Here is a 13,189-nt window from a genome sequence, read left to right on the forward strand (position 1 = left end):
ATCAGTGGCGGCAACGCTAACAGCTCCGTTCCCTTGTGGCGAGCAGGCTTGCCACAAGGGTGATGCCCCCCTTTTAGAATTCCAGGGTGCTCGATACCGACACCTGCCGCGCATCGCCCATGGACACGAACAACCGGCTGGCCGCCGAGGTGTAGTAGACGCGGTCGAACATGTTCTTCACGTTGAGCTGGAACTTGACCTTCTGCCCATCGATTTTGGTGTCGTAAGTGGCAAACGCATCCGCCACGGTATAACCCGGCAAGGTGAAATCATTGGCGGCGTCGCCCGCACGCTCGCCGACGTAACGCGCACCGGTCCCCACCCGCAACTGATCGCCACCGAAGATATTGCCAAAGTCATAGGCCACCGACAGCGAGCCGGTGTGCTTGGCGACGTTCTGCAATCGGTTGCCTTCCAGGGTCGGATCCTTGTCCTTGATGTCTTCGGCATCGGTGTAGGCATAGCTGCCGATCAGGCTCCACTTGTCGGTCAGTTGGCCGGTGGCGTCCAGTTCCAGGCCACGGGAGCGCACCTGGCCGGCGATGCTGTAAATGGTGTTCGCGCCGGAGCCGACCGACACCAGCACATTGCGCTTGTCGATGGTGAACAACGCCGCGCTGGCGGTGATGCGCCCTGGGATGTCGAGCTTGGCCCCCAGCTCCCAGGACTTGGACTCCTCGGGGGTGAGGTCGCCGGTCAAGGTGCTGCCGTCGGCCAGCGCGGCGATGGTGGAGTTGGGCTTGAACGACTCGGTGTAGCTGCCGTAGAACGACAGTTCATCGGTGTAGCGATACACCAGCCCGGCACGCGGCACCCAGGCCTGGCCGTTGCCGTTGGTGTTGGCCTTGAACGGTACGCCTTTGCCTGCGTACTGGTCATACATCTGGTAGCGCGCGCCGGCGACAAAGATCCACTGGTCATTCAGGTGGATTGCATCCTGGAAGAACAGCGAATCGCTGCGCAGCAGGTCGGTCTGGGCGCTGTCGGCAGCACTGACTTTGGTGCCTGCGACTTCATTGCCATACACCGGGTTCTGGTAGCTGAACGTGCCCCGTGAATCCTGGCGAATCAGGTCGGCACGGTAGATCTTGCGGTACTCGTCATCCAGCCCGAACACCAGGTCGTTCTGCAGGCCGAACACATTGACCTTGCCTTCCAGGCTCGCGGTGGCGAAGCGGTCCGTGGTGATCGCCCCCTTCGTACCGTCCATCTTGCGGGTCAGGGTGCCGTTGGTATTCACCGCACTGACACGCACTTGGCTGGCATCGTAGGTTTCGCGGTTCCAGCTGTAGCCGAAGTGGGCTTTCCAGTTGTCGTTCAGGTCATGATCGGCTTCGAAACGGTACAGGTCGGAACGGCCTTCCATGTTGTTGAACGGTTCATCCAGCCGACGGGTGGACGGGATATCCAGCGGGTGGTTGGTCTTGGGATCAATGGCGGTACCACGGTCGAACGGCGTGAGAAACTCGCGATGCTCGTAGGCGAACGACACCTGGGTGGTGTCGCCATACCAGGCCAGCGACGGTGCGATCAGGCTTTCGCGGTGGGTGCCGAAGTTGCGCCAGTAGTCTTCGTCTTCATGGTCGACGATCAGCCGATAGGCCAGGCCGCTGTCACCAATCGGGCCGGTGGTGTCGAGGCTGCCGCCGCTGCCATTCTTGCCGTCACCGAAGGTGGAGCCGCGCACGGTCAGCGCGGTGGATTGAACCAGCTCAGGCTTTTTGCTGACGATGTTCACCACGCCGCCCGGGTCCTGGATGCCATACAGCAAGGAGGCGGGGCCCTTGAGGACTTCGACCCGCTCCGCCGTAGCGTTCAGCGCACGCCCCTGCACGATAGGCATGCCATCGCGCATGATCGAGCCGTTACGGTTGTCGCCAAAACCGCGCAACATCACCGCGTCCTGGGTGCTGGCCAGCGTATTGGCCTGGGTGATGCCACTGATATTGCCCAGGGCATCGTCCAGGTTGCGCGGGGTCTGGTCGCGCAGTACTTGGGCGGGCACGACGTTAACGGTTTGCGGGGTCTCCAGCAGCAGGCCATGGGAGCGCATCACCGAGCTGGTGGGCGGTGGCTGGTAGCTGGTGCTGTCCTGGGTTTGCTGGCCGACACCACTGATGGTGGTCGCGCCGAGATTGACCGCGCCTTCGGTGGGTACCGGCTCCAGGGCCAGGGTGCGGGCGTCGATCTGGCGGAAGGTAAAGCCGGTGCTGCCGAGCAACCGTTGCAGGGCCTGGGTCGCGCTCATCTGCCCGCTGACCGCCGGGGCGTTCAAGCCGTACGGCGCTTCATCGGTGTAGATCACGCTGATCCCGGTGACCCGGCTGAAATCGCTCAGTGCCTGGGGCAGCGGCTTGGCTGCCAGGGCAAAGTTGAACTGCGTGCTTTGCTGCTCCTGCGCCTGCGCCACGCCCAGAGGCAGCAACGCCAGCCCCGACACTGCCAATGCCGAGGCTCCCAGCCACTGTTTTACCCAACCGCCCGCCGTCGACTTCATGCTGTGAGAACCCGTGTAGAAAACGCTGTTAATGCGAATAGATCGCAGTTTCAAGCACTACACGGTTGGGCGGTGGATTTACCTCACCTTTATTTGCAAATATTTTTCTTTATTGCGCCTGAATGCGAAACCCCATGCGTGGGAAATGCACATGCACGGTGCCAGCGCGTTCGTCGCTACGGCGCAGGATCAGCTCTTCACGCCCGACAAACAGCAGTTCACCGGCCACCGGGTCAGTGCCGTAGTCGGTCGCCGAAACAGTCACCGGCTGGCCAGCCTTGAAGCCGTTCAAGTCTTCGAACACTTCATCGGGCAAGGCGGCCGGTGTGGCGTTGCGGGCGACGTCCAAGGCTTGCTCGGCACTCATCTCACTGGCGGTGCCATGGCCAAAGCCCAGCACCCGGTCCAGCCACGCGGCGACAGCGGGATACGCATCAACCAGTGGCGCGGTCACCGACGAGCCTTTGAGGAACCACAGCGGATGGGCCAGGGCAAAGTCGGCAATCGACGGCTCGCCGAACAGGAAATCCCCGGCCTGGTGCTGCAGCTGCTGTTCAATACGGCTGGCAATGGCCGGCCACTGATGCTTGGCCACCTCCAGTTGTACCCGGGTCGCGGTGCCGCCGCTGAACAATTGGGTACGGTCGGCCACCAGCACCTGGAGCATGTGCGGCGGCACCTTGGCGAACTTGACCGCCAGGGATTCCGGCTGGAACACCAGCGCCACCGCATGGGAAAACACCAGCGAATCGGCCCAGGCGGCGAAGCCTTGAGTAACCAGTTCCAGGCCCTGTGGATACAGCGCCGGCGACGACTTCTCCTGCTCCAGGCGGCGGGCGATCAACGCGGTATCGCAATAGATATCGGCGCCGACCTGCAGTACGGGTGTCTTGCGATAGCCACCGGTCAGGGCGGTCAGGTCGGGCTTGGGCATCACCGGTGAAATAAGCACCGAGCGCCAGGACAAGCCCTTGAAGCCCAACAACAGACGAGCTTTTTCAGCGAAGGGGGACTGCGGGTAATGGTGGAGGATCAACTCAGACATGCCAGGCTCCGCTCAATGGAATGAGCCGCTAGCTTAGCCTGCAAAATCACGCGTGGGGGCGATGGGAACCCATCAGTCAGATCAATGAGCCGCTTGCCGCCAGGCACTCCTTGGCGCTCTTCTTCAACTTCTTGATCAGGCGTTCCTGGCGCAGCGCCTCGCCCTTGCTCGCACATTGCTCGGTGTACACCAGCGCCACGGCCGGGCTGGAGAGAAAGAACCGTGCGCCCTTGCCGCTCTGGTGGGAGGCAAAGCGGCGCACCGGGTCATTACTGATGCCGCAATAGAGCGAACCATTGGCGGCACGCACCAGGTAGACAAACCAGGGCTTGGGTTCGGAAGGATCAGTCACGGGTCAATGTCGGCAAACCAGAAGAGCGCCAATCTTATCAACGACTGGCCTGGAATGCCTTCAGCCCTTTGAGCGCCTGGGCGCGCACGGCGTTTTTCAGCGCCGGCGACCAGCCCAGCAGCAGGCCCTTGAGACCCAACGCCTGGCGCGACCAACGCCACAGGTCGAAGTGGTCGTGATGCTCGCAGATCTTGCCGTCGCGAAACACGAACCGCGCACCGATATCATTGACCACCGTATTGCCGGTGGCGCTGAACAGGTACGTCGCCACCCAATGCGCGCTGCCCGTGGTTTCGTCGCTGCGCACATGGTCGAACGTCAGGGAGAAGTCTTTGGCCCGCGTGGTCAACATGCGCCACATATCCCCGGCATCGCGCCCGCGCAGTTCGCCAAACGCCGGGTCGCTGAACAGCACGTCGTCCGTATAGCAGGCAGCCATGGCTTCGGCGTCCAGGCGCTGGAACGCGCTGTAGAACTCGGTGATCAGGGCGTTATGGGCATCACTCATGGGCAGGCTCCGCTGGCGTCGAAAAGATAGCCGCACGATAAGCCGCCCACGTCGCCAATGCTACTGACATTCGCCGCGCAAATGACCGGTATCACGGCACCATGCCGCTGCTGCGGGCATAGGCGAACAAATCCACGTCGGTGGAAATGCACAGCCGGCTCATCGCTGTGCTTTTCTGCTTGCTGATGGTCGAGATACTGCGATTGACCCGCGCGGCAATCTGGCTGACGGTCAGGCCACTGGCGAGCATGCGCACCACCTCACGCTCCTTGCCGGACAACTGCGGCACCGCCTGTTGATCACCGGTGCCGGCTTCCACCAGTTGCACCCGCAGGCATTCACTGACAAAGGTCTGGCCCTCGCTGACCGCCTTGATGGCCTGGGGCAACTCCCTGGCCGAGGCACTCTTGGCCACGATCGCCCGGGCGCCGTGGGTGAAGGAGGCACGCAGGGTGGCGACGTTGGCAAACATGGTCACCAGGATCACCGGCATCGCTGGGTACTTGCGGTGCATCAGGCTCAACAGGCCGTAACCGTCCGCCTGTTGGTTGCCCGGCATGGCAAAGTCGGTCACCAGCAGGTCGCAGGGCGTGCGGTCGAGCAAGGCGAGCAACTGATCGGGGCCATCGGCCTCGCCGACCACCTTGCACTTTCCATTCGCTTCGATCACTACTTTTTGGCCGATACGCACAATTGGATGATCGTCAGCAATTATTACGCGAAGCATGAGGGACACCATGATGGCAAATTGACCTGCGCAAAAATAGCGCTGGTTCTGGATCGCAACAACCGTCAACAAAACCCGCTAATGGCGAATAGCCCCGCAATCGCTGCCGACGAGATTAAGGCCTACAAAACAAACAGAATGTACCGCCAGAAACGCCCTACATTACAGGTCGTAAAATTCCTGCAAATCGGACCATGACGGTGAACTTCAGAGCGTCGACAGGTAGGCCAGGTAACGCACCAGATCCTGTCGCAGTCGCACCAAGGTACGGGCATGCATGGCTACGCCATCGCGGGTGACCGCCGAGATCAGCCGGATGCCACGTTTTTCCAGCGAGGTAACGCCCAGGAATGCAACGCTGCCGATCAGCCGGTGCAAGTGCTGGACGGTGGCCCCCTCATCGAGGCGGATCACTGCACTCGACAGCGCTCGCAAGTCTTGCCGTGCCTCATGCGTCAGGCTGCCCAGCATGCTTTCCAAGACCTCGCCACCTCCAAACATCTGCACCAGCACGGCACGCGTTGGCCAGCCTTCGCGCGTGAACTGGGCATGAACCTCACCCTCAGGCCTCGGCACGCACATGTCGGCCTGCGCCAGCCAGTACACCAGGACGTTGCGCAGTTGTATGAAGGTGAGGGGCTTGACCAGCCAGGCGTCCATGCCGGCTTCCAGGCACAGGCGGACCTCTTCCGGGCCCAGGTTGGAGGTCAAGCCGATGATGGGGACTCGCGTCGTCATGGCCTCACGTTCCTGCGCACGAACCCTGCGGGTCATGGCGTAGCCATCCATGCCAGGCATCTGGCAGTCGGTCAGGATCAGGTCGAAGTGGTGCTCGTCCATGGCGGCGAGCGCGGCGCGACCGTCCCGACAGGCCTCATAGTCCAGGCCCAGCCGTTCCAGTATCCCGCCCATCAGCAGGCAATACGCCGGGTGGTCGTCGATCACCAACACCTTGAGCCGGCGCCAATAGGCGGGCGAGGTGGCCGGCGGCAGGGGTTCATGCCCACTGCCGTTGCCTGGGGGAATGCCCGATGACATGACGACCTCGACTTACCGTAATGAACGGGCGTGGATGGCACGCAAGGCGTGCAGGAAACAGCCCCGACCTGATCAACAGGACGCGGCATTCTGGATGATCTTTTTGAGTTTTTCATGACCGCGAAAGCGGACCGGAAAATAGTCGAATGGAGGGCTTCGGACCATACAACAACTACGAAAACTGCATAAATCCTACGTAATCAAAAGCCGGTTCCGACATCGCCGATCAACGACGTACGACTTCCGCTCACTGTCGTAATTGTTGTATTCCCCCGGCCCTTCACGCTGGATAAATTCGCCGCTGCCCAAAAAGGGCGCGGCCAGCCATTCCCGGTGGTCGCAAACACATGACGGTTACACACGACCCACAGTCAGCAATCCTTGCACCGGAACCCACGACATGAATAAGCCTCTCGCTGCACTCGCCCTCTTTCTCACGATCGCCCACCAGGGCTCGGCCGTTGCCGCAAGCTCAGTGGAGCTGATCGTCAAAGGCCTGATCACGCCGAGTGCCTGCACGCCGACCTTATCCGCCAACGGCATTGTCGATCACGGCAAGATCTCCGCCAAGGACCTGAACCAAAACACTTCGACGCATTTGCCCAAAGTCATCTTGCAGATGAGCGTGAACTGCGACGCGCAAACCTTGTTCGCGCTGAACGGCATAGACAATCGTGCCTCTTCGACCACGGCGTCGTACGGCTACGGCCTGGGCCTGATTAATAACACGCAGAAAATCGGTCACTACGCACTTGAATTCAGCAATGTGGTGGCAGATACCCAGACCATCTATCCGGTTGAGTCCCTTGACGGCGGGCTGACCTGGAACAGCATGGATGGGGCAGTGTGGCAAGCCGGGACCTTGGCGGGCTTCGGTGCCGATTCAGGCATCAACAGGGGACCGATTCCTATCCAGGACATGACGACCGACATGACAGTGCGCACTGAGATTGCCGCGGCAAGAGGCTTGGACCTGGCCAATGAAGTGCTGCTCGACGGCTCTGCCACGATCGAAGTGAAGTACCTGTAAATCACCCTTTTTTGACCCGGCGCACCGCGCGCCCTCTCGGATTCTTTTGCCATGCCCCCCTGCTCCCGACTCTTTGCCCTCTCATTGCTGCTGACCGCCGGCTCACAGGTGTATGCCGCCAGCAGCGTCGACTTGACCGTCAAGGGAATAATCACGCCGACGGCCTGCACACCCAACTTGTCTGGCATGGGTGTTGTCGACTACGGAAAAATCTCCGTGTCGGATCTCCATCCCGACCTTATAACCGAGTTACCGGCGACCAGCCTTCAAATGACCGTCACCTGCGAGGGCCCCACACTGTTCGCCCTCAAAGGCATCGACAACAGTACCGGCTCGATTGACCCTTACAACTACTACGGCCTGGGCATGATTGGCGACAAAAACATCGGTAGCTATCACCTCATGCTCACCAACCCGATTGCCGACGGGTCCCCGGCTACCCACATCGCCTCAGCCGACGGCGACAGTTGGAAAAACAATGAAGACAACGTGTGGCCTGTGGTTTTCCTCGCAGCATTCAGTGATCAACCCGGTGGTCCATTGTGGGCGCCAAGCCCCATCCAGGCGCTGAGCACGGATCTCGTCATCAGCCCCCTTATCTCTCCGACCCGTAGACTGAATGTGCTCGATGAACTGCCATTCAACGGCTCTGCCACCCTCGAAGTGAAGTACCTGTAAGCCACCTTACCCCACAGGATGTGTCAACCATGATTCGTGCCCTGACCTGCTTTACCGCAACTGTGCTGATGGCTGGCACTCCTGGTGCTTTTGCCGCGAGCGCCACCGACTTGAGCGTCACCGGCGTGATTACACCCAGTTCCTGCGTTCCCAGCCTGTCCAGCGGCGGCATCGTCGACCACGGCAAACTGACCGTGAAGGACCTGGCCCCCGACCAGCCGACTCGCCTGGAGACCGCCAACCTGCAACTGGAGGTGACTTGCGAGGCAGAAACGCTGTTCACGCTGACTGCCATCGACAACCGCGCCGGCACCTCGGCCATCCACCCTGCCAGCCAGGGCCTGGGCAGGGTCAATGACGACCAGATGTTGGGCAGCGTCGCGTTCAGCGTCCTGGACGCAGTGGCCGACACGGTGCCGGTGCGCACCATCATGTCCAGCAACGGCGGGACCTCCTGGCGCCCTTCCACTTACCTGGGGCACGCAGGCCTGACTGCCTTTGCCAGCGCTGACGACCTCAACGCCCCGATCGCCCTGAAGGTGTTGACCGCCCGCTTGAGCGCGTTTACCACCCTGGTCAAGGCCACCGACCTGACCCTGGTGGATGAGGTGCCCATCGACGGTCATGCCACCCTGCAATTGAAGTACTGGTAAGCCCGACCGTGCGCTTTACCCCCGACAACCCAGGATTGATCCGAGCCATGAACACCCTGCACCGCACCCTTAGTTGCGCCCTGCTGTTGGGCGCGAGTACCAGCGCCATTGCGGCCTCGACTACCGACCTGACCGTACGGGGGTTGATCACGCCGAGTGCTTGTGCTCCCACACTGTCCGATGGAGGGGTTATCGATTACGGAAAGATAGCGGCAAAAGACTTGAAACAGACCGATATCACGTTTCTCGAACACATGGACTTGTCACTCGACATCCATTGCGAGGCGCCCACCGCGATGGCCTTGCAGTTCGTTGATAACCGATCGGGGACCAGCTCCAACCCGAGTTACCCAGGGTTGGGGTTGACCCCCGCCGGGGAGAAAATCGGCTTTCTTACCCCGTACCTGCAAGATCCGAGGGTGGATAACACCGCCGTCCAAATGAGTGAGTCGCAAGACCATGGAGCGACCTGGAAAAAAGCCTACACCTATACTCTACCGGGGCTATACGCGCCCAGCGCCCTGGCGGATGCCAGCCAGCCGATTCCCAGCACTCGATTCTCGGCAAGGTTAGGCGTCATCGCCGCCATCGAGGCTACCGACAGCCTGACGCTGACGAGCGAAGTCCCCTTCGACGGCAACGTAACCCTTGAAGCCCGCTACCTGTAACACCCTGGCGCTGCTTGGCGCACGTCTTTGATACCGAACTCTTCCACAGTGATCCTACGTGATGAACACAACGATCCTCTCCTGCGCGCTCATGCTGCTCGCCGTGAACCTGACGCCCGCCCTCGCAGGGTCCACCGTGGACTTGAGCGTGACCGGCCGAATCACGCCCCAGGCCTGCAGCGTATCGCTGTCCGACAGCGGCCTGGTCGATTTCGGCAAGATCCCGGCACGGACCTTGAAGCCAAGTGAATACACCCAACTGCCCAGCCAGCAACTGGGCCTGAGTATCAGCTGCGAAGGCCCGACCCTGTTTGCCCTGGTGGGTATCGATAATCACCCGGGCTCATCGCCGGCACCGCTGGTGTTCTACGGGTTGGGCATGAACATTCACGCGCCGTCGGAACGCCTGGGGTCAGTGGGCTTGGCGTTGCGTGGGCCGGTAGGCGACGGCGCGGCGCTGCGTGTCCTGACGTCGCCCGACAACGGCGGCACCTGGCACCCCGAGGCCAACGCCTACCCGGCGCAATACATTGGGTTCGCGCGCTCGGACGCCCTCCAGCCCGAGCCCATCAGGCAGTTGGTAGCCAGCCTGCGAGTGGAAACCGCCATCAGCCCGGCCAGTGGCCTGACGCTGAAGGAAGAAGTGCCTTTGCAAGGTTCGATCACCCTGGACCTCAAGTACCTGTAACCCTTATTGAATGAGTGCTCAGATGATGCAAGTTTCCTGGATACGCGCCGGTTGTGCCGGCTTCGCCCTGTGGTGCTGCGCCACCAGCGCGCTGGCCGACGGTATGGTGCCCGACACCTCGGTAGTCATCGTCCACGAAGCGGAGGGCGAAGCTGCCGTGTCGGTGACCAACACCGACAGCAAGCTGGCCCTGCTGCATGTGACCCTTGAAGACATCCCCGAAGACCAGGACACGCTGCTGTTCGTCACGCCCCCTCTCGCACGGGTGGAGCCCGGCAAGAGTCAGTTGGTGCGGTTCATCCTGCAATCGAAGGAGCCGCTGAAGACCCAACGCCTCAAGCGGGTGATTTTCGAGGGCATGCCCCAGAAACGATCCGGCGCCGAGGCCGGGCGCGCCCAAGTGGGCGTCACGGTGCGGCAGAACCTGCCGGTGATCCTGAATCCCAAGGGCCTGCCGCCCAACCGCACGCCGTGGCTGGGGTTGAGCTGGAAGCTGAAAAACGGCCGGCTCAGCGTGCACAACCCCACGCCTTACGTGGTACGCCTGGCCCAGGAACTGCGACTGCTACCCGGCAAAGGCGCGGCCATGCTGCCACGCACCTATGTGCTGCCGGGAGAGACCTTGACGGTCCCGGCGAAAGGGCCTGCCGCAACCGCGGTACGCCTGCAGCCGGCCACGGTGTATGGCTTTGCCGTCGCGCCTCATGATGCGCCGATCACACGTTGATCCAACGGCGTCCATGGACACTGCGACGCCTCTATAAAACGAAGTGGCCACTCCCTGAAGGCCACCGGGAAGACAGCCTGGCGCCAACGAAAGTCTAGCCACGGGCCTCCATCACAAGAGTGCATTTGTGTGAACACAGTCATGAATTACCGTGACGGCAACGCCGTGCCCGGCGCTTTACCACGCCTGTCACGCGCTCAGCTGCACATCATTGCCTGGGCCGCCCTTGGCCCTGCCCTATTGGCTGGCCCCGCCTGGGCCGATCCGGCAACGGGCACCTTCGACAACCAGACCCTGCACCAACGCGGCATCGACCCGGAGCTGGCCAGTTTGCTGCTGCAAGCACCGCGCTTTGCCAGCGGTCGCCACGCCGTCAACCTGTCGGTCAACGGCCTGCGCAGAGGGCGTGTCGACGCCACCTTCGACGACCACGGCACGCTGTGCTTCGACACTGCATTGCTGGACGCGGCGCAATTGGAAACACCGCCTCGCAGCACGGGCGCCTGTCACGGGTTTATCGAGCAGTACCCGCAAACCATGATTGAGCCAGACCCGGCCAGCCTGAGCCTGTCCCTCGTGGTGCCCACCCAGGCGCTGCGTCCGGCGACTCGGGATTTTTCCGGCTACAGCACCGGCGGGTTTGCCGGCCTGCTCAACTACGACGTGACGGGGCTGCATAACCAGTACGGCGATGACACCAGCCGATTCGGCTCGGCCAATACCGAAGTCGGCTTCAATGCCGGCGACTGGATCGTGCGCAGTCGCCAAGTCCAGACCTGGCAAGACGGCGTCTCGCGCAGCACTCACCTGGACGCCTACGCCCAACGCACCTTCGCCCGCCAACAAGCGGTGTTGCAGGCGGGGCAGATCAATCTCTATAACCCAGTGCTGGCCGGGGCCCAGATCACCGGCGTACAAGTGCTGACCGAGCAGGGCCTGCAAGACCAGAATCAAGGTGCGACCATCGATGGCATCGCCAATGGGCCGGCCCAGGTGGAAGTACGCCAGAACGGTGCGCTGATCCACTCCACCGTGGTGCCGGCCGGCCCCTTTTCCCTGAGCAATGTGCCGCGCTTGAGCGGGCGCTCCGATGTTGAGGTGACCGTCAAGGAAACCTCCGGCGAAGAACGGCGCTTCACCGTCCCGGCTGCGATGCTCGGGTTGGGCTTGCCGGCGCCGGGCTATTCGGTGGCCGCCGGCCGGGTGCGCGATGCAGACGGAGGCGACGGCGCGCAACCCTGGGTAGTCAGCGCGGGGTGGACCAGTGCACCTCACCCTCTGGTGTCACTGGGCAGCGGCGTACTGGCGGCGATGGATTACCGGTCGGTTGGCCTGAACCTGGGCTTCTTGCCCGCGCAGGACAGCCAATGGCAACTGGCAGTCATCGCCGCCGAGTCAACGCGCCGTGATCAGCAACGCGGCCTGCAGACCGACCTCTCATGGAGCCAACGACTGGGTGACCGCTGGGCCATCAGCGCCGCCAACTCCTGGCGAACCGAGGACTACCGCGACCTCAGCGAATCAACCTACCTCACGGACACGCGTGAACAACAGCGCTCTCGCTACCGCGACCAGCAGAGTGCCACGGCCTCATGGTCCCATCCCCGGCTGGGCGCGTTCAGCGCCGGGGTTTCCCGCACCTCCTCGTTTGCCGGCGACAGCAGCAGCCGCGCGCTGGCCTCGTGGGGAACACAGGTGGGTGGCGTGTCCCTGTCGGCCACCGCCGAATGGCACATGGGCGGCCGCCGATACAACGATGACGCCGTTTACCTGAATATCAGCGTGCCCCTTGGCGAGCGCCGCCGTGGCCGGGCCTGGGTGCGTAATTCCGGCGGCGAGCACCGTATCGGGACGGGCGTCAACGAACAGATTAACGATCAACTGGCCTATCGGGTCGGGGTTGAACATGACAGCCGTGACCGCCAGGTGGAATCGTCGCTGGGGCTCTCGGCGCTGCCGTTCTACACCCAGCTGGACGTCAACTACACGCGCTCGGACGACGAGCGTTCCAGCTATCAGGGGGGCGCGCGTGGCGCGGTGGTATTGCACGGCGACGGCGTGACCTTCTCGCCGTACCCGGTGCGCGACACCTTCGCGTTGCTGTCGGTGGGGGACATGGCCGGCGTCAAGGTCAGCACGCCGAGCGGCCCTGTGTGGACCGACTGGCAAGGCCAGGCGGTGGTGCCGCAGGTCAGCGCCTATGGCCGAAGCCCGGTGGAAGTGCAAACCGGCTCGTTGCCGCGCAATGCCGACATCAGCAATGGCCTGGCCGTGGTCTCGGCGGGCCGTGGGGCGGTAGACCGGCTTGAGTTTGGCGTGGCGCTGACGCGTCGGGCCTTGCTGACCCTGGACAGGCCCGTTCCGCGTGGGGCCACGGTGACCACCGCCGACGGCGAGTTCGTCACGCTGGTGCAAGAAAGCAACCACGTGTTCCTGCCCACGGTGCTTGACCTGCCCCCCTTGTGGATCAAGGCCCCAGGGCAGCCACGATGCCGCTTGCACTTTGAATTGCCAAAGAAGGCCGACCCGCAGGTGTATTTCGAAACCGCCCCGGCCCGATGCCCACTGCCTTGAGGAA

General features: G+C 62.4%; 13 protein-coding genes. 7 read left to right on the plus strand and 6 right to left on the minus strand.

What is annotated here, in order from left to right; translation table 11 throughout:
- Positions 1-73: 73 nt before the first annotated feature.
- The 6 genes from CQ002_RS05135 to CQ002_RS05160 all read right to left on the minus strand — a co-directional run bounded on the left by CQ002_RS05135 (position 74) and on the right by CQ002_RS05160 (position 6,167).
- Positions 74-2,497: a TonB-dependent receptor gene (locus CQ002_RS05135; RefSeq protein ID WP_105161692.1), complete on the minus strand. Its 2,424-nt coding sequence runs from the start codon at positions 2,495-2,497 to the stop codon at positions 74-76.
- A 109-nt stretch (positions 2,498-2,606) separates the two neighbouring features.
- The gene (locus tag CQ002_RS05140; RefSeq protein ID WP_034102310.1) at positions 2,607-3,542 is read right to left on the minus strand and encodes a glutathione S-transferase family protein; all 936 of its coding nucleotides are present in this window, start codon (positions 3,540-3,542) and stop codon (positions 2,607-2,609) included.
- 76 nt (positions 3,543-3,618) lie between these two features.
- Complete coding sequence (locus tag CQ002_RS05145) at positions 3,619-3,894, minus strand: GIY-YIG nuclease family protein (protein ID WP_016978233.1); 276 nt, start codon at positions 3,892-3,894, stop codon at positions 3,619-3,621.
- A gap of 37 nt (positions 3,895-3,931) precedes the next feature.
- On the minus strand, positions 3,932-4,402 hold the full coding sequence (locus CQ002_RS05150; protein ID WP_034102309.1) for a nuclear transport factor 2 family protein: 471 nt from the start codon (positions 4,400-4,402) through the stop codon (positions 3,932-3,934).
- Positions 4,403-4,493: 91 nt separating this feature from the next.
- Entirely contained in the window at positions 4,494-5,129 is a 636-nt protein-coding gene (locus tag CQ002_RS05155; RefSeq protein WP_025855642.1) for a response regulator transcription factor, read from the minus strand.
- Positions 5,130-5,336: 207 nt separating this feature from the next.
- Positions 5,337-6,167, minus strand: a complete 831-nt coding sequence (locus CQ002_RS05160; RefSeq protein WP_069021880.1) for a response regulator — start codon at positions 6,165-6,167, stop codon at positions 5,337-5,339.
- A 400-nt stretch (positions 6,168-6,567) separates the two neighbouring features.
- Between CQ002_RS05160 and CQ002_RS05165 the strand changes: the two genes are divergently transcribed.
- From CQ002_RS05165 to CQ002_RS05195, 7 genes are all read left to right on the plus strand, one after another.
- Positions 6,568-7,197, plus strand: coding sequence for a DUF1120 domain-containing protein (locus CQ002_RS05165; RefSeq protein WP_105161691.1), 630 nt, complete (start codon positions 6,568-6,570; stop codon positions 7,195-7,197).
- A gap of 51 nt (positions 7,198-7,248) precedes the next feature.
- Positions 7,249-7,875 carry a DUF1120 domain-containing protein gene (locus CQ002_RS05170; RefSeq protein WP_105161690.1) on the plus strand — a complete coding sequence of 209 codons (627 nt, stop codon included), beginning with the start codon at positions 7,249-7,251 and terminating at the stop codon, positions 7,873-7,875.
- Positions 7,876-7,904: 29 nt separating this feature from the next.
- Complete coding sequence (locus CQ002_RS05175; protein WP_034102305.1) at positions 7,905-8,528, plus strand: DUF1120 domain-containing protein; 624 nt, start codon at positions 7,905-7,907, stop codon at positions 8,526-8,528.
- Positions 8,529-8,575: 47 nt separating this feature from the next.
- The gene (locus CQ002_RS05180) at positions 8,576-9,196 is read left to right on the plus strand and encodes a DUF1120 domain-containing protein (protein ID WP_105161689.1); all 621 of its coding nucleotides are present in this window, start codon (positions 8,576-8,578) and stop codon (positions 9,194-9,196) included.
- A gap of 61 nt (positions 9,197-9,257) precedes the next feature.
- Complete coding sequence (locus tag CQ002_RS05185) at positions 9,258-9,884, plus strand: DUF1120 domain-containing protein (protein ID WP_105161688.1); 627 nt, start codon at positions 9,258-9,260, stop codon at positions 9,882-9,884.
- A gap of 25 nt (positions 9,885-9,909) precedes the next feature.
- Positions 9,910-10,611, plus strand: a complete 702-nt coding sequence (locus CQ002_RS05190) for a fimbria/pilus chaperone family protein (protein WP_234010467.1) — start codon at positions 9,910-9,912, stop codon at positions 10,609-10,611.
- 141 nt (positions 10,612-10,752) lie between these two features.
- A complete protein-coding gene (locus CQ002_RS05195) occupies positions 10,753-13,185 on the plus strand; it encodes a fimbria/pilus outer membrane usher protein (RefSeq protein ID WP_105161686.1) in 2,433 nt (810 codons plus the stop codon).
- Positions 13,186-13,189 lie beyond the last annotated feature (4 nt).

This window comes from Pseudomonas sp. MYb13 (assembly GCF_002980075.1).
GTDB lineage: Bacteria > Pseudomonadota > Gammaproteobacteria > Pseudomonadales > Pseudomonadaceae > Aquipseudomonas > Aquipseudomonas lurida.